Origin of the sequence: Pseudomonas sp. JAI115 (genome assembly GCF_014200835.1) — a bacterium.
Taxonomy (GTDB): domain Bacteria; phylum Pseudomonadota; class Gammaproteobacteria; order Pseudomonadales; family Pseudomonadaceae; genus Aquipseudomonas; species Aquipseudomonas putida_A.
This window is the reverse complement of the sequence record NZ_JACHCY010000001.1, coordinates 113,871-135,913: the sequence shown is the minus strand read 5'-3', so window position 1 is coordinate 135,913 and position 22,043 is coordinate 113,871. Positions and strand designations below refer to the sequence as shown.

At 62.0% G+C, this 22,043-nt stretch carries 12 protein-coding genes; 11 read left to right on the top strand and 1 reads right to left on the bottom strand.

Features of this window, described 5'->3' with window-relative positions; all coding sequences use genetic code 11:
• Window positions 1–148 precede the first annotated feature (148 nt).
• The 8 genes from HDC30_RS00595 (at window position 149) to HDC30_RS00560 (ending at window position 15,514) form a co-directional block, all read left to right on the top strand.
• The gene (locus tag HDC30_RS00595; protein WP_027612782.1) at window positions 149–1,924 is read left to right on the top strand and encodes a type I secretion system permease/ATPase; all 1,776 of its coding nucleotides are present in this window, start codon (window positions 149–151) and stop codon (window positions 1,922–1,924) included.
• Window positions 1,921–3,270, top strand: a complete 1,350-nt coding sequence (locus HDC30_RS00590; protein ID WP_183779915.1) for an HlyD family type I secretion periplasmic adaptor subunit — start codon at window positions 1,921–1,923, stop codon at window positions 3,268–3,270. Before HDC30_RS00595 ends, HDC30_RS00590 begins: the two co-directional genes overlap by 4 nt.
• A gap of 2 nt (window positions 3,271–3,272) precedes the next feature.
• Complete coding sequence (locus HDC30_RS00585; protein WP_041064167.1) at window positions 3,273–4,643, top strand: TolC family outer membrane protein; 1,371 nt, start codon at window positions 3,273–3,275, stop codon at window positions 4,641–4,643.
• Window positions 4,644–4,833: 190 nt separating this feature from the next.
• Window positions 4,834–7,785 carry an autotransporter serine protease gene (locus tag HDC30_RS00580; RefSeq protein ID WP_183779913.1) on the top strand — a complete coding sequence of 984 codons (2,952 nt, stop codon included), beginning with the start codon at window positions 4,834–4,836 and terminating at the stop codon, window positions 7,783–7,785.
• A gap of 196 nt (window positions 7,786–7,981) precedes the next feature.
• Window positions 7,982–11,068, top strand: coding sequence for an autotransporter serine protease (locus HDC30_RS00575; protein WP_183779911.1), 3,087 nt, complete (start codon window positions 7,982–7,984; stop codon window positions 11,066–11,068).
• Between the two features lie 56 nt (window positions 11,069–11,124).
• Window positions 11,125–12,813 carry a polyurethanase gene (locus tag HDC30_RS00570; protein WP_183779893.1) on the top strand — a complete coding sequence of 563 codons (1,689 nt, stop codon included), beginning with the start codon at window positions 11,125–11,127 and terminating at the stop codon, window positions 12,811–12,813.
• Window positions 12,814–13,029: 216 nt separating this feature from the next.
• Window positions 13,030–14,883, top strand: coding sequence for a polyurethanase (locus tag HDC30_RS00565; RefSeq protein WP_183779890.1), 1,854 nt, complete (start codon window positions 13,030–13,032; stop codon window positions 14,881–14,883).
• Window positions 14,884–15,139: 256 nt separating this feature from the next.
• Window positions 15,140–15,514, top strand: coding sequence for a hypothetical protein (locus HDC30_RS00560; RefSeq protein WP_183779887.1), 375 nt, complete (start codon window positions 15,140–15,142; stop codon window positions 15,512–15,514).
• A 118-nt stretch (window positions 15,515–15,632) separates the two neighbouring features.
• On the opposite strand, the gene HDC30_RS00555 is transcribed toward HDC30_RS00560, so the two are convergent.
• On the bottom strand, window positions 15,633–15,857 hold the full coding sequence (locus tag HDC30_RS00555; protein ID WP_183779884.1) for a YgdI/YgdR family lipoprotein: 225 nt from the start codon (window positions 15,855–15,857) through the stop codon (window positions 15,633–15,635).
• A 205-nt stretch (window positions 15,858–16,062) separates the two neighbouring features.
• On the opposite strand from HDC30_RS00555, the gene HDC30_RS00550 reads away from it, so the two are divergent.
• From HDC30_RS00550 to HDC30_RS00540, 3 genes are all read left to right on the top strand, one after another.
• Window positions 16,063–17,715 (top strand): VRR-NUC domain-containing protein, encoded by a 1,653-nt coding sequence (locus tag HDC30_RS00550; RefSeq protein WP_183779881.1) that lies wholly within the window; start codon window positions 16,063–16,065, stop codon window positions 17,713–17,715.
• Window positions 17,712–20,003 carry an ATP-dependent DNA helicase gene (locus HDC30_RS00545; RefSeq protein WP_183779879.1) on the top strand — a complete coding sequence of 764 codons (2,292 nt, stop codon included), beginning with the start codon at window positions 17,712–17,714 and terminating at the stop codon, window positions 20,001–20,003. Before HDC30_RS00550 ends, HDC30_RS00545 begins: the two co-directional genes overlap by 4 nt.
• A gap of 76 nt (window positions 20,004–20,079) precedes the next feature.
• Window positions 20,080–22,002, top strand: a complete 1,923-nt coding sequence (locus HDC30_RS00540; RefSeq protein WP_183779877.1) for a PAS domain-containing sensor histidine kinase — start codon at window positions 20,080–20,082, stop codon at window positions 22,000–22,002.
• Window positions 22,003–22,043 lie beyond the last annotated feature (41 nt).

Genomic DNA, 22,043 nt, shown 5'->3' with positions numbered 1-22,043 from the left:
ATATGGCAGTGCTTGAACGTTATAAGTGATCGTCGCAGTTGTTGTTGAATGGTAAGCGAGTACTTGCAAAACATCTTTCGCAGGTAGGCGGAACATTAATTGAGCGCTCGTCGAAGTCTGGCGGGATCTATCATTTCAGGAAGAAACAATGAAGATGGCGAAGGCCCCAGCCACCGCTCCCTTGTTCAAGGCTTTGGGTGACTATAAAAGCATTCTGATCAGCGTCGGGTGCTTTACCGCACTGATTAACGTGCTGATGCTGGTGCCCTCCATTTACATGCTGCAGGTCTACGACCGCGTACTGTCTTCGCAGAACGAAACGACGTTGGCGATGCTGTCATTGATGGTGGTTGGCTTCTTTGCCTTCATCGGCATGCTGGAGGTGATCCGCAGCTTCATCGTGATCCGCATCGGCAGCCAACTGGAGCGCCGCTTCAACCTGCGGGTGTATCAGGCGGCGTTCGAACGCAACCTGTTCAAGGGCGAGGGCAACGCCGGGCAATCGCTGGGCGACCTGACCCACATTCGCCAATTCGTCACCGGCCCGGCCCTGTTCGCGTTTTTCGACGCGCCGTGGTTTCCGGTCTATCTGTTTGTCATCTACCTGTTCAACGTCTGGCTGGGCGTGCTCGCCACGGCCGGCGCGCTGCTGCTGATTGCGCTGGCCTGCCTCAACGAATACATGACCAAAAAACCGCTGGGCGAAGCCGCCGGTTACTCGCAGAAGTCCAGCCAACTGGCGACCAGCCACCTGCACAACGCCGAAACCATTCAGGCCATGGGCATGCTCGGCGCGTTGCGCAAGCGCTGGTTCGGTGTGCACTCGCGTTTCCTCGGCCTGCAGAATCAGGCCAGCGACACCGGTGCGGTGATCAGCTCGATCAGTAAAACCCTGCGTCTGTGCCTGCAATCGCTGGTGCTGGGCCTCGGTGCGTTGCTGGTGATCAAGGGCGACATGACCGCCGGGATGATGATTGCCGGTTCGATCCTGATGGGCCGCGTGCTGAGCCCGATCGACCAGTTGATCGCCGTGTGGAAACAGTGGAGCGGGGCGAAGCTGGCCTATCGTCGTCTGGACTCTTTGTTGCAGGCGTTCCCGCCGAGTGATGACGCCATGGCGCTGCCGGCGCCGAAAGGCCAGATCACCTTCGAGCAAGTCAGTGCCGGCCCTCCCGGGCAGCGCGCGGCAACCCTGCAGATGATCAATTTCAATCTGGGCGCTGGCGAAGTGCTCGGCGTGCTCGGTGCTTCCGGTTCCGGCAAGTCGACCCTGGCCCGTGTGCTGGTCGGTGTGTGGCCGACCCTCGGCGGCACGGTGCGCCTAGACAGTGCCGACATCCATCGCTGGAACCGCGACGAGCTCGGCCCGTACATCGGCTACCTGCCACAAGACATCGAACTGTTCAGCGGCAGCATCGCCGAAAACATTGCCCGTTTCAGCGAAGCCAACCCGGAGAAGGTCGTGGCCGCCGCGCAACAGGCCGGCGTCCACGAGATGATTCTGCGCCTGCCGCAAGGCTACGACACGCAACTGGGCGAGGACGGCAGTGGCCTGTCCGGCGGTCAAAAGCAGCGTGTGGCCCTGGCCCGTGCGATGTATGGCGATCCGAGCCTGGTGGTGCTCGATGAGCCGAACTCCAACCTCGACACTGTTGGTGAAGCTGCGCTGGCCAGCGCCATCGCCCAGCTCAAGGCCAAGGGCACCACCGTGGTGCTGGTGACGCATCGCTCTTCGGTACTGGCTCAGGCGGACAAACTGCTGGTGCTCAACGATGGCCGCTTGCAGGCGTTCGGCGCCAGTCAGGAAGTGCTCAAGGCGCTGTCCGGCGCTCAGGAACAACAACGGGAAAAATCCGCGCAGGCACCGGGCGGGCTCAGCATGAGCCGGCAGTACCAGCCCTCGACAAGGAATTCGGGTGTATGAGCAGCGCCAGCATGAACACTGAAAACGAAGCCTCCATGGAACACGCGTACGTCACCGAGCGCCCGGAGCGCGATGCGAAATTCTTCGCCCGCATGGGCTGGATTCTGGCCATCGTCGGCGCCGGCAGTTTCTTCACCTGGGCCGCACTGGCGCCGCTGGATCAGGGGATTCCGGTGCAAGGCACCGTGGTGGTCTCGGGCAAGCGCAAGGCTGTGCAGTCGATGAGCAGCGGCGTGGTCAGCCGGATTCTGGTAAGTGAAGGCGAAATCGTGAAGCAGGGGCAACCGTTGTTCCGCCTCGATCAGACCCAGGTCGCCGCCGATGTGCAGTCGTTGCAGGCGCAATACCGCATGGCCTGGGCCAGCCTCGCACGCTGGCAGGCCGAGCGCGACAACCGCAAAGAGATCACCTTTCCTGCCGAACTGAGTAACGACCCGGATCCGCGTCTGGCGCTGGTTCTTGAAGGCCAGCGTCAACTGTTCAGCAGCCGTCGCGAAGCGTTCTACCGCGAGCAGGCCGGTCTGCGCGCCAGCATTGAAGGCGCCACCGCGCAGCTGGCGGGCATGCGCCGCGCCCGCACCGACCTCAACGCCCAGGCCGATTCGCTGCAACAGCAGCTGAGCAACCTGCAGCCACTGGCGGACAACGGCTACATCCCGCGCAACCGTTTGATGGAGTACCAGCGGCAGCTGTCGCAAGTGCAGCAGCAGCTGGCGGAAAACACCGGTGAAAGCGGCCGGGTGGAGCAGGGCATCCTCGAATCGCGCCTGAAACTGCAACAGCATGGCGAGGAATACCAGAAGGAAGTGCGCACGCAACTGGCCGACGCGCAGCTCAAAAGCGTGACCCTGTCGGAGCAACTGACCTCGGCCGGTTTCGACCTGCAACACAGCGAGATCCTCGCCACCGCCGACGGCGTGGCGGTCAACCTTGGCGTGCACACCGAAGGCGCGGTGGTGCGTCAGGGCGAAACCCTGCTGGAGATCGTCCCGCAAGGCACCACCCTGGAAGTCGAAGGGCACTTGCCGATCAACCTGATCGACAAGGTCGGCACGCATCTGCCGGTGGATATCCTGTTCACCGCGTTCAACCAGAGCAAGACCCCGCGTGTACCGGGTGAGGTCAGCCTGATTTCCGCCGACCAGATGGTCGATGAGAAAACCGGCGTGCCGTACTACGTGTTGCGCAGCAGCGTCAGTGATCAGGCGATGGAAAAACTCCATGGCCTGGTGATCAAGCCCGGTATGCCGGCGGAAATGTTCGTGCGCACGGGCGAACGGTCACTGCTCAACTACCTGTTCAAACCATTGCTCGATCGCGCTGGCTCTGCGTTGACTGAAGAATAAGGATGTTCGGCTGTATGAATAAGCTTTCGATGTTGGGAGCAGCGTTCGCGCTGCTCGCAGGAAACAGCGCGCTGGCGGCCATGGGGCCATTCGAAGTCTACGAACAGGCATTGCGCAACGATCCGGTGTTCCTCGGCGCGATCAAGGAGCGCGACGCGGGCCTGGAAAACCGCACCATCGGCCGCGCCGGGCTGTTGCCGAGACTGGGTTACAACTACAACCGGGGTCACAACACCTCCAAGGCCACGCAACTGACCGCTCGCGGCAACCTCACCGAAGACCGCAACTACAACAGCTATGGCTCGACCCTGACCTTGCAGCAACCGTTGCTCGACTACGAAGCCTACGCGGCGTATCGCAAAGGCGTGGCGCAGTCGCTGTTCGCCGACGAGGCGTTTCGCGGCAAGAGTCAGGAACTGCTGGTGCGGGTGCTGGATAACTACACCAAAGCCTTGTTCGCCCAGGATCAGATCGACATCGCCCAGGCCAAGAAGAAGGCTTACGAGCAGCAGTTCCAGCAGAACGAACACATGTTCAAGCAGGGCGAGGGCACGCGCACCGACATTCTCGAAGCCGAGTCGCGCTATGAGCTGGCGACCGCCGAGGAGATCGAGGCGCGCAATGAGCAGGACGCGGCGCTGCGTGAATTGGGGGCGCTGGTCGGCGTGCAGACGGTGGATATTAGCGAGCTGGCGCCGCTGGATCAGAACTTCCAGACTTTCGCGCTGATGCCCGCCAACTACGACACCTGGCATGAGCTGGCGATCAGCAACAACCCCAATCTGGCGTCGCAGCGTCAGGCGGTGGAAGTGGCCAAGTATGAAGTTGAGCGCAACCGCGCCGGGCACCTGCCGAAAGTCAGTGCCTATGCGTCGATCCGCAAGACCGAATCGGACAGCGGCAACACCTATAACCAGCGCTATGACACCAACACCATCGGCTTTGAAGTCAACGTGCCACTGTATGCCGGTGGCGGGGTATCGGCCTCGACCCGTCAGGCCAGCCGCACCATGGAGCAGGCGGAATACGAACTCGACGGCAAGACCCGCGAGACGCTGATCGAACTGCGCCGCCAGTTCAGCGCCTGCCTGTCGGGCGTCAACAAACTGCGCGCCTACCAGAAGGCCCTGGCTTCGGCTGAAGCGCTGGTGGTATCGACCAAGCAAAGCATTCTCGGTGGTGAACGGACTAACCTCGATGCGCTGAACGCCGAACAGCAACTGTTTACCACCCGCCGCGATCTGGCGCAGGCGCGCTACGACTACTTGATGGCCTGGACCAAGCTGCATTACTACGCGGGGACGTTGAACGAACAGGATCTGGCACGGGTAGATGAGGCGTTCGGACAAGGCCCGAAAAGCAACTCGCGTTAATGCTTGGCACCGAACCTGTGGCGAGGGAGCTTGCTCCCGCTTGAGTGCGTAGCGCTCACAAGATTTTGGGCTGCTGCGCAGCCAGCGGGAGCAAGCTCCCTCGCCACAAATAGACTCGCTCGATATTTCAAGAAGTGCTCGCCCGGCGAAACGGGTCATAACAAAAACATAAGAAAAGTGAGTGGTGAACATGGAAGTACGCATCAAGCCGGCAGCGGTCGGCACCCTGTTGCTCGCAGTTTCCATCGCGCAAGCCCATGCGCAGTACCTTGAAACCGGCAAGCCCGGCGATCCCGCCAGTTGGCGCAACGGCGAATTCCAGCGCGACTGGGGCCTGGCGCGAATGCAGGCCGATCAGGCCTACGCTGCCGGCATCACCGGCAAAGGTGTGAAGATCGGCGCCCTCGACTCCGGCTTCGATGCCGCCCACCCCGAGTTCGCCAGCGAGCGCTATCACCCGGTAATGGCCTCCGGCAGTTACGTCGACGGTTCGCTGTTCAACGTTAACGGCACCCTCAACCCCAACAACGATTCCCACGGCACCCACGTGGTCGGCACCATGGGCGCGAGCCGTGATGGCACCGGCATGCACGGCGTGGCGTACAACGCGCAAATCTACGTCGGCAACACCAACAACAACGACAGCTTCCTCTTCGGCCCCAAACCCGATCCGCGCTATTTCAAAGCGGCCTATGACGCGCTGGCCGCTGCCGGCGTACGGGCGATCAACAACAGTTGGGGCAGCCAGCCGCCGGATGTCAGCTATCGCACCCTGGCCGATCTGCACGCCGCGTACGCTCAGCACTGGAATCAGGGCACCTGGCTCGACGCGGCGGCGGACGTCTCGCGCCGTGGCGTGATCAACGTGTTCAGCGCCGGCAACAGCGGCTACCCGAACGCCAGCGTGCGCTCGGCGTTGCCGTATTTTCAGCCGGATCTCGAAGGCCACTGGCTGGCGGTCTCCGGGCTGGATCAGAGCAATCAGCAGAAGTACAACCAGTGCGGCATCGCCAAATACTGGTGCATCACCACGCCGGGGGCGAAGATCGACAGCACCATTCCGGGTGGTGGTTACGCGATCAAGTCCGGCACCTCGATGGCCGCGCCGCACGCCACCGGGGCACTGGCGCTGGTGATGGAACGCTACCCGTACATGAACAACCAGCAAGCGCTCGAAGTGTTGCTGACCACCGCCACGCAACTCGACGGCTCGGTCACCGATGCACCGACCGAGCGGGTCGGCTGGGGCGTAGCCAACCTCAATCGGGCGATGCACGGGCCGGGACAATTGCTCGGCGCGTTCGATGCCAATCTGGCCGCCGGGCAGAGCGATGTGTGGAGCAATGACATCTCCGATAAGGCACTGATTCAGCGCCAGCGCGAAGACCTCGCCGAACACGGCGCCTGGCAGCAGACCCTGCAAAACAAGGGCTGGCAGAACGGTGTCCCGGCCGGCGCCAGTCAGCAGGATCAGACTGACTACGCCGTCGGTATGGCGCGAGATGCGGCAGCGGCGACGCGGGTCTATCAGGGCAGCCTGATCAAATCCGGGGCAGGGCGCTTGCTGCTGACCGGCGACAACACTTTCCGCGGCCCGACCACGGTCAATGGCGGCTTGCTCAGCGTCAACGGCTCGCTGGCCTCGGCGGTGACCGTCAACGACAGCGGCACCCTCGGCGGTTCGGGGCGCATCGGCGCGCTGATCGCCAACAGCGGCGGCCGCGTGGCGCCGGGCAACTCCATCGGTACCTTGAACGTGGCCGGTGACGTGACCTTTGCCCCCGGTTCGACCTACGCGGTCGAGCTGTCGCCGACCAGCAGCGACCGCATCGTCGCTGGCGGCAGCGCGAGCATCAGCGGTGCCACGGTCAGCCTGTCGCTGGAAAACAGTCCGACCCTGCTCAGCACCACTGAAACCCGCAGCCTGCTCGGCCATTCGTACGACATTCTGCAAGCGGCCGGCGGCATTCAGGGCCGGTTCGGCGCGGTGCTGCCGGATTACCTGTTCATCGGCGGCAACCTCGACTACACGGGCAACGCCATTCAGCTCGACATCCAGCGCAACGCCACCTCGTTCGCCAGTGTCGGGCAAACCCCGAACCAGCGTGCGGTGGCGGCCGCCGTCGAAGGCCTCGGTGCCGGCAATTCGGTGTACGAAAGTCTGCTGCTGTCGGCGTCTGCTGCATCGGCGCAGCAAGCCTTCCAGCAATTGAGCGGCGAAATCTACCCGGCGCTCGGCTCGATGCTGATCAATGACAGCCGCCAGTTGCGCGACGCGGTCGGCGAACGTCTGCACGATGCCAACGCCACGCAAAGCAATGGCTGGATCAAGGCCCTCGGCGCCTGGGGTTCGACCAACTCCGGTAACGACACTTCGCGCTACAGCACCTCGATCGGCGGTTTGCTCGCCGGTGTCGACGGCGCGCTGGACGAGCAGACGCGCATCGGTCTGGTCACCGGTTACAGCGACAGCTCGCTGAACATGGGTTCGGACACGCACTCGTCGGCCAAGGTCGACAGCTATCACCTCGGCGCTTACGCCGGTCATGACATCGGCGCTTGGCGCCTGAGCACCGGCGCGGCTTACAGCTGGCATCGCGCCGATGTGAAGCGCGATCTGCAATACGGCGACGTCAGCGCCAAACAGAAAGCCAAGGTTGATGCGGCGACCACGCAGGTCTTCGGTGAAGCGGCTTACCGGCTGAACCTGCAACCGCTGGCACTGGAGCCGTTCGCCAACCTCGCTTATGTGCATCTGGATACCGAAGGCTTCACCGAGAAGGGCGACGCAGCGGCGCTGAAAAGCTCCGGCGACCAACGTGATGCGGTCCTCAGCACCCTCGGTGTGCGCGCGGTCAAGCGCTTCAACCTGCCGACGCAACAGGCACTGGACGTCAGCGGCCACCTCGGCTGGCAGCACAGCCTGAGCGACATCGACGCCGAACAGCATCTGCGTTTCGCCAGCGGCAGCACACCGTATTCGGTCGAGAGTTCGGCACTGGTGCGTGACGCGGCGCTGGTCGGCGTACAAGCCAGCCTGGCGTTGAGCAATGACGTGCGAGTCAACCTCGATTACAACGGACAACTGGCCAACCGCGAGAAGAGCCACGGCGTGGGGCTGAGCCTGAACTGGCAGTTCTGACGGAGGGTGAATACGTCCCCTGTGGTGAGGGGATTCATCCCCGATGGGACGCGAGGCGGCCCCGATAGTCGTCCGGGCGTGCGACTGCTGCGCAGTTGATCGGGGATAAATCCCCTCGCCACAAGCGTTATTTCCCAGGCCCGGGTGTGGGCCTGGTACACGGATTTTTCGCAACAACACTAAGGAAGGTCGCTGGATGAATAACAACAATACCCCCGCGCAAACGGGCGGTCGCTTCGCCATGAAAACCCTCAATTGCGCCGTGATTTGTGCGCTGACCACCTGGGGCACCGCGCACGCGGCGCCTTATGTGGAAAGCGGCCGCAGCGGCGATTCCGCCAGTTGGCGCAGTGCCGAATTCAAGGCTGACTGGGGCCTGGGCGCCATTGGCGCGGATCACGCCTACGCCGCCGGTTACACCGGTAAAGGCGTGAAACTGGGGATCTTCGACCAGCCGGTGTATGCCGCGCACCCGGAGTTTTCCGGCACCAACAAAGTCATCACCCTGGTCACCAGCGGCATCCGCGAATACACCGACCCGTATATCCCGGTCAAAGCCGGCGATGCGTTCCGTTATGACGGTTCACCTTCGGTCGGTTCCGACGGCAAGCTCGGTGCCCACGGCACCCACGTCGGTGGCATCGCTGCCGGCAGCCGTGACGGCGGGCCGATGCACGGCGTGGCGTTCGGTGCGCAGATCATCAGCGCCGACAACGGCGACCCGGGCCCGGAAGACGGCATCGTCCGTGGCAACGACGGCGCGGTGTACAAGGCCGGTTGGGATGCGCTGATCGCCAGTGGCGCGCGGATCATCAACAACAGCTGGGGCATCGGCATCACTGACCGTTTCGACCTCGGCGGCCGCGACCCGGCGTATCCGCACTTCACCGTCAACGACGCGCAATTGCAGTTCAACGAAATCCGCACGCTGCTCGGCACCAAGCCCGGCGGCGCCTACGACGGCGCCATCGCCGCCGCCCGCAGCGGCATCGTGACGATCTTCGCCGCCGGTAACGATTACAACCTGAACAACCCGGACGCCATCGCCGGCCTCGGTTACTTTGTGCCGGACATCGCGCCGAACTGGATCACCGTCGCCGCGTTGCAGAGGAACCCGGACCAGGCCAGCGCCAATCCGTACATCATGAGTACGTTTTCCTCGCGCTGCGGCTACACCGCGAGCTTCTGCGTCTCGGCGCCGGGCACGCAGATCTATAGCTCGATCATCAGCGGCACCAATGCCGACAACCTGACCACCGGCTACAAAAACTACAACGGCACCTCAATGGCCGCGCCGCACGTGGCCGGCTCGATGGCGGTACTGATGGAGCGCTTCCCGTACATGACTGGCGATCAGGTAGCCACGGTACTGCGTACCACCGCGACCGACCTCGGCGCACCGGGCATCGACGCCTTGTACGGCTGGGGCATGATCAACCTGCGTAAGGGCATTGATGGCCCGGCGATGTTCGTCACCGAGCAGGACATCCCGGAAGAATTCCGCATCCAGGGTGCCTACGGTTCCGGGCAGTTCGTCGCGGACTTGCCGGGCATCGGCGCGATCATCGACAAGGGCAAACCCACCGAGCGCCTGTGCACCGACATCACTTGCGGCCTCGACACCTGGCGCAACGACATTTCCGGTCACGGCGGGCTGACCAAGCAGGGCATCGGCACGCTGGTGCTGACCGGCAACAACACCTACAGCGGCCCGACTCTGGTCAATCAGGGACGTCTGGCGATCAATGGCTCGCTGGCTTCGGCGGTCACGGTCAACGACAGCGGCATCCTCGGCGGTAACGGCCGCATCGGTGCACTGACCGCGAAAAGCGGCGGTACCGTCGCCCCAGGCAACTCGATCGGCACGCTGAACGTCGCCGGTGACGTGACCTTCGAGCGCGGTTCGACCTACGCGGTGGAAGTCTCACCGACCAGCAGCGACAAGATCATTGCTGGTGGCAAAGCGGTGATTGATGGCGCCACGGTCAGTCTGTCGCTGGAAAACAGCCCGACCTTGCTGACGACGACTGAAGTGAAGAGCCTGCTCGGTTCGCAGTTCAACATCCTGCAAGCGGCCGGTGGCATCCAAGGCCAGTTCGGGCAAGTGCTGCCGAACTACGCGTTTCTCGGCGGCACCCTGGCGTACTCGGCAAACGGCGTGCAACTGGACGTCGGGCGCAACGGCGCATCGTTCGCCAGTGTCGGTCTGACGCCGAACCAACGTGCGGTTGGTGCGGCTGCCGAAGGGCTGGGTGCGGGCAATGCGCTGTACGAAACCCTGCTGTTGTCGCCGAATGCGGCGTCGGCGCAGCAGGCGTTCCAACAGTTATCCGGTGAGATCCACCCGGCCATCGGCACGCTGCTGATCAACGACAGCCGCTACCTGCGTGAAGCGGTGGGCGAACGTCTGCGCGAGCGTGATCTGTTCAATGCCGACGCACCGACCGACGACCGCAGCAATGCCTGGGTCAAGGTGCTGGGGTCGTGGGGCAAGAGCGATGGCGGCCACGAAAACGCCGACTCCAACAGCTCCATCGGCGGGCTGCTGGCCGGTGTCGACGGCCTGATTGCTGAAGATACCCGTCTGGGTTTCGTTACCGGTTATAGCGACAGTTCGTTGAACATGGGCGGCGGTACGCATTCTTCGGCCTCGGTCGACAGCTACCATTTGGGCGCGTACCTCGGGCATCAGATCGATGCGTTGCGTCTGACCGCCGGTGCGGCTTACAGCTGGCATCGCGTGGACGTGAAGCGTGATCTGCAGTTCGCGGGCGTCAATGGCAAAGAGAAAACCAAGCACGATGCGGCGACCACTCAGGTGTTCACCGAAGCGGCTTACGATCTGCGTCTGCAACCGATGAATCTGGAGCCGTTCGCCAACCTGTCGTACGTGCACTTGAACACCGACAGCTTCACCGAGAAGGGTGATGCGGCGGCGCTCAAGAGCTCTGAAGACAACCGCGATGTGGTGCTGTCGACTCTTGGCGTACGCGCCAAGCGCAGCTTCGCGCTGTCGGACAAACATCAGCTGGAACTGGGCGCGACCCTCGGCTGGCAGCACAACCTGAGCAGTGTCGATGCTGACAGCCACCTGGCCTTCGCCAATGGCAACAGCGCGTTCACCGTGCAGAGTGTGTCGATGGATCGTGATGCGGCAGTGGTCGGCGTCCGTGCCGGGCTGGCGCTCAATCGCGATGTCCGGGTCAACCTGGACTACAACGGACTGATCGGTAACAACGAGAAAGACCACGGTGTGGGGCTGACCCTCGACTGGCAGTTCTAAAAGCGTGCCGGCAGTCCCTTGGGGGCTGCCGGTTTTGAAGGAAGAGAGAGCACAACATGGGATTGTTCGATTATAAAAATGCCGACGGCAAAGCGTTGTACAGCGACGCCATCGCGCTGACGCTGTATGCCTACACGCCAACCGGCCAGCCGTTGCCGGCCACCGCCTGGAAACCGCTCAGCGCCACGGCGCTGGGTTATCAGGGCAAGGTCGGCGCCCAAGGCACCTTCTTCGGCGAGAAGGACGGCTTCACCAGCGCCGAGGCCGAGGTGCTCGGCAAGTACGACGCCGGCGGCAAGCTGATCGGCATCGGCGTGGCCTTTCGCGGCACTGGCGGGCTGGGTTACAGCGACACCTTCGGCGACATGAAAAACAACCTGCTGGCCGCCATTGGGCCATCGGATTACGCGAGCAACTACGCGAAAAATGCCTTCGACAACCTGCTCAAGTCCGTTGCCGCGTTTGCCATCGCCAACGGCATCGCCGCCAAGGACGTGCTGTTCAGCGGCCACAGCCTCGGTGGCCTCGGGGTCAACAGTGTGGCCGAGTTGAGCGGCAGTAATTGGGACGGGTACTTCAAGGACGCCAACTACATTGCGTTCGCTTCGCCGACCCAGAGCAGCACCGGCAACAACGTGCTGAACATCGGTTACGAAAACGATCCGGTGTTCCGTGCGCTGGACGGCACCACCTTCAGCAGCGGTTCGCTGGGCAAGCACGACGGGGCGCATGAGTCGACCACCGACAACATCGTCAACTTCACCGACAACTATGCGTCCACCGCGCAGAACCTGGTGCCATTCAGCATCGTCAATCCGCTGAACTGGTCGGCCCACAGCTCGCTCGGGTATGCCGATGGCTTGAACCGGGTGATCGATTCGAAGTTCTACAACCTCACGCACAAGGACTCGACCCTCATCGTCTCCAACCTTGAGGAATCGTCCCGGGGCAAGACCTGGGTCGAGGATCTGGGGCGCAGCGGCGAGCCGCACACCGGCAGCACCTTCATCATCGGTACGCAGAGCAACGACTGGCTCAAGGGCGGGGCGGGTAACGACTTCCTCGAAGGCCTGGGCGGCGATGACCGCTTCCGCGATGACGGTGGTTTCAACATCCTCCTCGGTGGTCAGGGCCACAACACCTTCGAGCTGCAGAAACCGCTGCAGAACTTCAGCTTCGCCAACGACGGTGACGGCACGCTGTACGTGCGCGACGCCTACGGCGGCATCAGCATGACCCGCGACATCGGCGCGCTGGTGAGCAAGGAGTCGGGTTCGTGGTGGGGCAGCAAGGAAATCACCTGGGGCGTCACGGCCAAGGGTTTGACCAATGGCAGCGAACTGACCCAGTACACCCATTCGCTCAACGGCGATGCGTATGGCAACGCACTACACGCCAGCGCCGAGGGTGACTGGCTGTTCGGGCTGGGTGGCGATGACAAGCTGATCAGCGACAAGGGCCACGTGACCTTCGTCGGCGGCACCGGCAACGACGTGATGACGGCGGTGGGTGGCAACAACACCTTCCTGTTCAGCGGCGCGTTCGGTTTCGACGCGATCAACGGCTACCAGGGCAGCGACAAACTGGTGTTCATGGGCGTCGAAGGCGCGGGGCAGGGCTACGACTACAAGCAGCATGCTGTGCAGTCGGGGGCCGATACCGTGCTGAAGATTGGCGAATATGCCGTGACCCTGGTCGGGGTGGGAGTGGCTAACCTGTCGGACTCGGCGTTCGTGTTCGCCTAGCTCCTTGTTAAGACAAACCCTGTAGGAGTGAGCCTGCTCGCGATCGCGGTGAGTCAGTCTCCATCCATGTTGCCTGACACGGTCTCATCGCGAGCAGGCTCACTCCTACAGTTAAAAGCAATGCAAGTAGTACTGAAATGCTCCGGGGCGTGCCCGCGAGGGGCGCCCTGGCTGTGAGCTATCTCTGACAATTCCAACAAAAGAGAGGCAATAGCAATGGGTGTGTATGACTACAAGAACTTCGGCACAGCCGATTCCAAGGCGCTGTTCAGCGATGCCATGGCGATCACGCTGTATTCCTACCACAACCTCGATAACGGCTTTGCCGCCGGTTATCAGCACAACGGCTTCGGCCTCGGCCTGCCCGCCACGCTGGTCACCGCGCTGCTCGGCGGTACTGATTCGCAAGGGGTGATTCCCGGTATTCCGTGGAATCCCGACTCGGAAAAACTCGCCCTCGACGCCGTGAAAAAGGCTGGCTGGACACCAATCACCGCCTCGCAGCTGGGCTACGACGGCAAGACCGACGCGCGCGGAACCTTCTTCGGCGAGAAGGCCGGTTACACCACCGCCCAGGTGGAGATCCTCGGCAAGTACGACGCCCAGGGCCATCTCACGGAAATCGGTATCGCCTTTCGCGGCACCAGTGGCCCGCGGGAAAACCTGATCCTCGACTCGATCGGCGACGTGATCAACGACCTGCTGGCAGCGTTCGGTCCCAAGGACTACGCCAAGAATTACGTCGGCGAAGCGTTCGGCAATCTGCTCAATGACGTGGTGGCGTTCGCCAAGGCCAACGGCCTGACCGGCAAGGATGTGCTGGTCAGCGGCCACAGCCTCGGCGGGCTGGCGGTCAACAGCATGGCCGATCTGAGTGGCGGCAAGTGGGGCGGATTCTTCGCCGATTCCAACTACATCGCCTACGCCTCGCCGACCCAGAGCAGTACCGACAAAGTGCTCAACGTCGGTTACGAAAACGATCCGGTGTTCCGCGCCCTCGACGGCTCGACCTTCACCGGCGCCTCGGTCGGCGTGCACGACGCGCCCAAGGAATCGGCCACCGACAACATCGTCAGCTTCAACGATCACTACGCCGCGACCGCGTGGAATCTGCTGCCGTTCTCTATCCTCAACATCCCGACCTGGATCTCGCACCTGCCGACCGCTTACGGCGACGGCATGAACCGCATTATCGAGTCGAAGTTCTACGACCTGACCAGCAAGGACTCGACGATCATCGTCGCCAACCTGTCGGATCCGGCGCGGGCCAACACCTGGGTGCAGGATCTGAACCGCAACGCCGAAACCCACAAGGGCAGCACGTTCATCATCGGCAGCGACAGTAATGACCTGATCCAGGGCGGCAGCGGCAACGACTACCTCGAAGGTCGCGCCGGCAATGACACCTTCCGCGACGCTGGCGGCTACAACGTCATCCTCGGTGGCGCTGGCAACAACACCCTCGAGTTGCAGAAATCGGTGAACAGCTTCGACTTCGCCAACGATGGCGCCGGCAATCTGTACGTGCGCGACGCCAACGGCGGGATCAGCATCACCCGCGACATCGGCAGCATCGTCACCAAGGAGCCGGGGTTTCTCTGGGGGCTGTTCAAGGACGACGTGATCCACAGCGTCACGGCCAGCGGTCTGAAGGTCGGCAGCAACGTCACCCAGTATGAGTCCAGTGTCAAAGGCACCAATGGCGCCGATACGCTCAAGGCGCATGCCGGCGGTGACTGGCTGTTCGGCCTGGACGGCAACGACCACTTGATTGGTGGCGCGGGCAACGACGTGTTTGTCGGTGGCGCCGGCAATGACCTGATGGAGTCCGGGGGCGGGGCGGATACGTTCCTGTTCAACGGCGCGTTCGGTCAGGATCGGGTGGTTGGCTTTACGGCCAACGACAAACTGGTGTTCCTTGGCGTGCAGGGTGTATTGCCCAATGATGACTTCCGCGCGCATGCCTCGATGGTGGGGCAGGATACGGTGCTGAAGTTTGGTGGTGATTCGGTGACGCTGGTTGGAGTGGCGCTGAATAGCCTCAGTGCCGATGGAATTGTGATCGCCTGATGGTGAAGGGGCGTCTGTAAGGACGCCATCGCGGGCAAGCCCGCTCCCACAGGGTTTTGCGGCGTACACAAGCTTTGTGAACGGCCTTTAACCTGTGGGAGCGGGCTTGCCCGCGATTGAAGGATTACTCGGTATAGAAAGTGACTCAACAGCCACACCCTGACTCAAAAGCTCTGCAAACAGCAGAAGCGGCCTAAAGCCAGCACGTGCACACACGTTCTATAGCCAGCCGCCATTGAGTACAGGAGATGCACACGTGAAAAGGTTCAAGGGGTATGTCGGGATTGTCGGACTGGCACTGTTATCGGCCAATGCCTGGGCCGATCTGCCTCAAACCTCGATTCTGAGCCGCTACGGCATCAGCAGTGACCAATTGCCGAAACCGGCGAAGACCGAAGCAGCCGAGCCGGTCGAAGAGAAAAGCCTGTTTCAGATCCAGCCCGAACAGCCGTTCGTGACGTTTCGGCGGGGTGACGACAAACATGCGCAAGCCACCGGTAACCTGAGCATCGACCGCATGACCCAGCAGGATCTGGAGCGCTGCCGGCGACTGCAAGCCGAGCTGGCGCGGCGCGGTGAGCAGTATTTCAGCTGTGATCACAGCATTATGGGTTTGCCTGCTTTCGAATAACCCAGGCGGTAACACTTCCCCTGTAGGAGCTGCCGCAGGCTGCGATCTTTTGATCTTGTTTTTAAAATCAAAATCAAAAGATCGCAGCCTGCGGCAGCTCCTACACGTACAGCGGGGGTCAGTCTTCCTTGCGTACCGTCGCGACTTCGTCAGAGCGGACCTTCACCTTGGTCCCGGAAATATCCTCGAATTCATAGAACCCGTCCTTGTTCTTGGTTTTCGGCATGTCCTTGGTCAAATACTGAGTACCGTTCTGCAAGGTCACCACGGTCGGTGTCGAGCAGCCGCCCAATGCCAGGAAGGCTGCTACCGCCAGGGAAAGACCCAGAGTCTTGATGTTCATACCCACCTCAAATACCTCATTCCATATCAATTGACCGTATCCGGTCTCTAACGCGGTTGGTGCCGTCGAACCGGGAAAAGTTCGATGGCACCCTGAAAAAATCCCGATTGCCGCTGCCACTGATCTTTTTCCGTTTGCAGGAGACAGGGCAGAGCTGGTATCTGTACGCATAACCAGTATTCGCTCGCCATGGCCCTGAATTCCCGTGACTGCCAACCCGCTCGACGATCCGTTCTATTACCTCAACAACTTCTGGCAAGTGCTTGATTGGCTTGAACTTCGCTATGCCGATGTGATGAGCGAATCCGAGCACGGCTTTATTCGCGACTTCAAGGCCTTGCCACGCGCTTCGCAGGGTTTGCTGGTGCGCATGATAATGCGCAAGGGCGTGCATTTCCGCCTCGGCAAACTCAACTACCCGGAAATTGGGGACATCAGCAACGCCGCGCAGCCGTTGTTGCGTCACGGCTGGCTCGACGATCAGGCTCTGTTGAGCGTGGCCGAAGTGTTCGACGTGTTGCTCAAGGCTGAACTGCTGCAGGCGTTCGGCAGCTTTATCGAGCAACCCAAGGGCCGCAAGGACGACTGGCTGCCGCCGCTCGCCGAGCAATTCAGCGAGTCGCGCAGCCTCTACGATTGGGCACCGACGCTCGGCGAGCGCTTGCTCAGCCTGACCATCATGGACCTCTGCGACCGCCTGCGTCTGATGTTCTTCGGCAACCTGTATCAGGACTGGTCGGAATTCGTCCTCGCCGACCTCGGGATCTTTACCTACGAAAAAGTCGAGTTCTGCGCTGACTCCCGTGGCCTGCGCAGCCGAGAGGACGTTGACGCCTGCCTGTTCCTGCATCAGTGCCAACTGCGTTTCGAAGCCGGTGAACCGTTGGAGCCCATTGTCGAGCAGGTCCGCGCGTTGCAGTTCGACAACCCGTGGCTGCAGCGGCGGCGCGGCAAGGTGCTGTTCCAGATCGGCCAGTATTGCGAGCGCATCGCCGAGTTTGCCCTGGCCCTGAGTATTTACCGCAACTGTGCCTACCCCGGCGCCCGTCAGCGAATGATCCGCGTGCTGGAGCGCTGCGGCGAATACGCACTGGCGCTGGAGCTCGCCAGCCTCGCCGAACAGGCGCCGGAAAGCGCCGCCGAACAGCAGAGCCTGCAACGGATGCTGCCACGGCTGCGGCGCAAACTCGGCGGGCCACCGCTCAAACGGGCAACGCCACGCCCGGTCGAGCGCCTTGATCTGCAACTGCCGCGCACTGATCCGGGATTGTCGGTGGAGTTCTATGTGCAGGCGCATTTGCACGAAGACAGCGGCCCGGTGCACTACGTCGAGAACAGCCTGATCAACTCGCTGTTCGGCCTGTTGTGCTGGCCGGCGATTTTTGCGCCGCTGCCGGGGGCGTTCTTTCATCCGTTCCAGCGCGGGCCGGTGGATCTGCTCAACGAAGACTTTCAGCAACGCCGCGCCGAACTGTTTCAGGCTTGCCTCGACCAACTCGACGACGGCCGTTATGCGGCGACCATTCGTGAGCGCTTCGCCGCCAAATGGGGCGTGCAGTCGCCGTTCGTGTTCTGGGGCGCGTTGAATGAGCAACTGCTGGAGCAGGCGCTGGCGTGTTTGCCGGCGGAACACCTCAAGCACTGGTTCAATCGCCTGCTGCTCGACATCAAGGCCAATCGCGCCGGCATGCCGGATCTGATCCAGTTCTGGCCGCAGCACAAGACCTACCGGATGATCGAAGTCAAAGGCCCCGGTGACCGCTTGCAGGACAACCAACTGCGCTGGCTGGAATTTTGCCACCAACACCAGATGCCGGTCGCCGTGTGCTACGTGCAATGGGCGGAGCAGAGCGCTTGAGCTACAGCATTGCCGTCCGTGCCCTATGCGAGTTCACCGCCAAGACCGGCGACCTCGACCTGCGTTTTACCCCTTCGCCGACAGCCCTCGAAGGCATGCTCGGGCACCGCACCGTGGCCTCGCGGCGCAACGACAAATACCAAAGCGAAGTGGCACTGGAAGGCGAGTTTCTGCGGTTGAAGGTCAGGGGCAGGGCGGACGGCTATGACCCGGCGCAGAACTGTCTGGAAGAAGTCAAAACCTATCGCGGTGACCTGAGCAAGCAACCGGCCAACCATCGGCAGTTGCATTGGGCGCAGGCGAAAATCTACGGCTGGCTGATGTGCCGCAAGCTTGAACTTGAGCAGATCAATCTGGCACTGGTGTATTTCGACATCGTCAGCGAAAAGGAAACCTGTCTGGTCGAGTCCTTCAATGCACCCGACTTGCAAGCCTTTTTCGAGCAACAATGCCGGTTGTTTCTGGACTGGGCCGAGCAGGAAATGGCCCATCGCGAGGCGCGCAATCTGGCCGCGCAGCAATTGAGCTTTCCCCACGCCGACTTTCGCCCCGGCCAGCGGCATCTGGCCGAATCGGTGTTCAAAGCGGTCAGCACCGGCCGCTGCCTGATGGCCCAGGCGCCCACCGGGATCGGTAAAACCCTCGGCACGCTGTTCCCCATGCTCAAGGCACTGGCGCCGCAGCAACTGGACAAGGTGTTCTTTCTGACCGCCAAGACCCCGGGGCGCAAACTGGCGCTGGATGCCAGTCAGGTGTTGTTCGATCAGTCTGAACGCTTGCCGCTGCGGGTGCTGGAGATGGTCGCCCGCGACAAGGCTTGCGAACACCCGGACAAAGCCTGTCACGGTGAGTCCTGCCCGTTGGCCCAGGGCTTTTATGATCGGCTGCCCGCCGCCCGCCAAGCGGCCAGCCGGATCAATCTGCTCGATCAGGCGGCGATGCGTGAAGTGGCCCGTGAGCACACGGTGTGCCCGTATTACCTGAGCCAGGAAATGGCCCGCTGGGCCGACGTGGTGGTGGCGGACTACAACTATTACTTCGATTTCAGCGCGCTGCTGTTCGGTCTGGCCCAGCTCAATCAGTGGAAGGTTGCGGTGCTGGCGGATGAAGCGCACAACCTGGTCGAACGTGGGCGTTCGATGTACAGCGCCAGTCTCGATCAGGCCGCGCTGGCCAGTGTGCGCAAGACGGCCCCCGAGGTGCTGAAAAAATCCCTGCAACGGGTCAACCGCGAGTGGAACGCGCTGCATCAGCCGCAACTGGCGCCGTATCAAGCCTACGACAAGGCCCCGGAGAAACTGCTGCAAGCGGTGTCCCTGTGCAGCGCGGCCATCGGCGACTACCTCAATGATCATCCGCAGGGACTCGACAGCGCGCTGCAAACTTTCTATTTCGACATGCTGCAGTTCGGCCGGGTGGCGGAGCTGTTCGACGAGCATTACCTGTTCGACATCAGTAAGCGCGACCTTGAGCGCAAGCGGCCGCTGTCGCAGTTGTGCCTGCGCAACGTGGTGCCGGCGGCGTTCATCGGCCCGCGGCTGAAAGCGGCGCGCAGCAGCGTGTTGTTCTCGGCGACGCTGAGCCCACGGCGCTATTACGCCGATCTGCTCGGCACGCCCGCCGACACGGTATGCATAGACGTCGAATCACCCTTCAGCGCCGAACAGTTGCAAGTGCAGATCGTCAGCCGTATCTCCACGCGTTTCAATCATCGCCAGGCGTCGCTGGAACCGATCGTCGAGCTGATCGCCCGCCAGTTCAGCGAGCGCCCGGGCAATTACCTGGCGTTCTTCAGCAGCTTCGATTACCTGCAACAAGTGCTGACGCTGCTCGCCGAACGCCATCCGCAGATCAATCTGTGGCAACAGTCCCGGGGCATGGCCGAAGGGCAGCGGCAGGCCTTTCTCGATCAGTTCACCGCCGACAGCCAGGGCATCGGCTTCGCCGTGTTGGGCGGTGCGTTCGGCGAGGGCATCGACCTGCCCGGAGCACGGCTGATCGGCGCGTTCATTGCGACCCTGGGACTGGCCCAGCTCAACCCGGTCAATGAACAGTTGAAACGGCGCATGGCGGCGATTTTCGGCGCCGGTTACGACTACACCTATCTGTATCCGGGCGTGCAGAAAGTGGTGCAGGCCGCCGGGCGGGTGATCCGCACCCGTGAAGATCGTGGCGTGGTGATGCTGATCGATGACCGCTTCGCCGAACCGCGCATTCAGCAACTGCTGCCACGCTGGTGGTCGCTCGATACAGACTCGTGCGCAACGAGTACTTTGTTCACGTCGTGAATTGACGCGCGTTTGCACCTTCCCATGGCGCCGGATTGCCGCATACTTGCGCTAATGAAAACCAGCGGTGAACCTGATGAGTGACAACCCGAGCAAAACTGCCGCGATCGAGGAGATGCGTTTTCGTCTGCTGATCGATGCGGTGGTCGATTATGCGATTTACATGATCGATCCAGACGGCATCATCACCAGCTGGAACTCCGGCGCGAAACGCTTCAAGGGCTACGAAGAGGCGGAGATTCTCGGCGAGCATTTCTCGCGCTTCTATACCGCCGATGATCGTGTGGCGGGCCTGCCGCAACGCGCGCTCGACACGGCTCTGCGCGAAGGACGCTTTGAAGGCGAGGGCTGGCGGGTGCGCAAGGATGGCACCAGCTTCTGGTGCCATGTAGTCATCGATCCGATCATTGATCCCAACGGCAAACTGCTCGGCTATGCCAAGATCACCCGTGACCTGACCGACCGCAAGATGGCTGAGGAAACCCTCAAGCAAAGCGAACAGCAGTTTCGCCTGCTGGTGCAGGGTGTCACCGATTATGCGATCTACATGCTCAGCCCCGAAGGTCGTGTGAGCAACTGGAATCAGGGCGCCCAGCGGATCAAGGGGTACCAGCCGGAAGAAATCATCGGCCAGCATTTTTCGATTTTCTACACCCCGGAAGACCGTGTGGCCGGCGAACCGCAACGGGCACTGGAGATTGCCACCCGCGAGGGCCGTTTCGAGAACAAGAGCTGGCGCATGCGCAAGGATGGCACGCGGTTTCTGGCCCACGTGGTGGTCGATGCCATTCGCGGCGAAACCGGCACGCTGCTCGGGTTTGCCAAGATCACCCGCGATGTCACCGAAGCCCATGAGTCGCAAGTGGCGCTGGAAAAGACCCGCGAAGCGCTGTTTCAGGCGCAGAAGATGCAGGCCATCGGTCAGCTCAGCGGCGGCATCGCCCATGACTTCAACAATCTGCTGACGGTGATTCTGGGCAATCTGGAGATTCTGCAAAAACGCATCGGTGACGACCCGAAAAACAGTCGTCTGCTGGAAAACGCCACGCAGGGTGCGTTGCGTGGCGTATCGCTGACCCAACGCATGCTGGCGTTCGCCCGCCGTCAGGAACTCAAGACCGAGCCGGTCGATATTCCGCTACTGGTGCAAGGCATCACCGGACTGTTGCGCAGCTCGATAGGCCCGGGGATTCGCATCGAGACACGCTTTCCCGAGGATCTGCAACCGGTGCTGGCCGACAGCAACCAACTGGAACTGGCGTTGCTCAATCTGGCGACCAACGCCCGCGACGCCATGGTCGACGGTGGCAGCCTGTGCATTACCGCGCAGCCGGAAGTCGTGCTTGAGCAAAGCCATTCGTCAATGGCGGCCGGGCACTATGTGTGCCTGAGCGTGATCGACACGGGCGAGGGCATGGACGAAGCCACGCTGGGTTCGGCCAGGGATCCGTTTTTCACCACCAAGGGCGTGGGCAAGGGCACCGGGCTGGGCCTGTCGATGGTGCATGGCTTTATCGAGCAACTGGGCGGCCGTTTCATTCTCAAGAGCGAAAAAGGCCATGGCACCCGCGCTGAAATGTGGATACCGGTGGCGCTGGCCGGGGAGACGGCAAAAAACCTCTACCCGGCGGTCAAACCGGTGTTGGTGCCGCGCCTCAGCGTTCTGGTGGTGGACGACGATTCGCTGGTGATGACCAGCACCACGCTGCTGCTCGAAGACCTTGGCCATCGCGTGATCAGCGCCACGTCCGGTGCCAGGGCGCTGGCGTTGTTCGAGCAGGGCGAAGTCATCGATCTGATGATCACCGACATGGCCATGCCGCAGATGAGCGGCGCGCAACTGGCGCATGCGGTGCGTTTGCTCAAGCCGGATCTGCCGATCATTCTGGCCACCGGTTACGCCGAACGTCTGGAAGGCTTTGCCGCGCAATTGCCGCGTCTGCCCAAGCCGTTCACCCAGCTCAATCTGGTGGAAATCATCGCGCAGTCGATGAAGTGAATCCGCCTGAACTTGTCCGTGGCGAGGGCCTTCTAAAAGGT

Bases quoted from the DNA above. Each gene is read 5' to 3' on its own strand.
- HDC30_RS00585 (WP_041064167.1), top strand. From the start codon at position 3,273: ATGTTCGGCTGTATGAATAAGCTTTCGATGTTGGGAGCAGCGTTCGCG.
- HDC30_RS00590 (WP_183779915.1), top strand. From the start codon at position 1,921: ATGAGCAGCGCCAGCATGAACACTGAAAACGAAGCCTCCATGGAACAC.
- HDC30_RS00580 (WP_183779913.1), top strand. From the start codon at position 4,834: ATGGAAGTACGCATCAAGCCGGCAGCGGTCGGCACCCTGTTGCTCGCA.
- HDC30_RS00565 (WP_183779890.1), top strand. From the start codon at position 13,030: ATGGGTGTGTATGACTACAAGAACTTCGGCACAGCCGATTCCAAGGCG.
- HDC30_RS00555 (WP_183779884.1), bottom strand. From the start codon at position 15,857: ATGAACATCAAGACTCTGGGTCTTTCCCTGGCGGTAGCAGCCTTCCTG.
- HDC30_RS00570 (WP_183779893.1), top strand. From the start codon at position 11,125: ATGGGATTGTTCGATTATAAAAATGCCGACGGCAAAGCGTTGTACAGC.
- HDC30_RS00595 (WP_027612782.1), top strand. From the start codon at position 149: ATGAAGATGGCGAAGGCCCCAGCCACCGCTCCCTTGTTCAAGGCTTTG.
- HDC30_RS00540 (WP_183779877.1), top strand. From the start codon at position 20,080: ATGAGTGACAACCCGAGCAAAACTGCCGCGATCGAGGAGATGCGTTTT.
- HDC30_RS00575 (WP_183779911.1), top strand. From the start codon at position 7,982: ATGAATAACAACAATACCCCCGCGCAAACGGGCGGTCGCTTCGCCATG.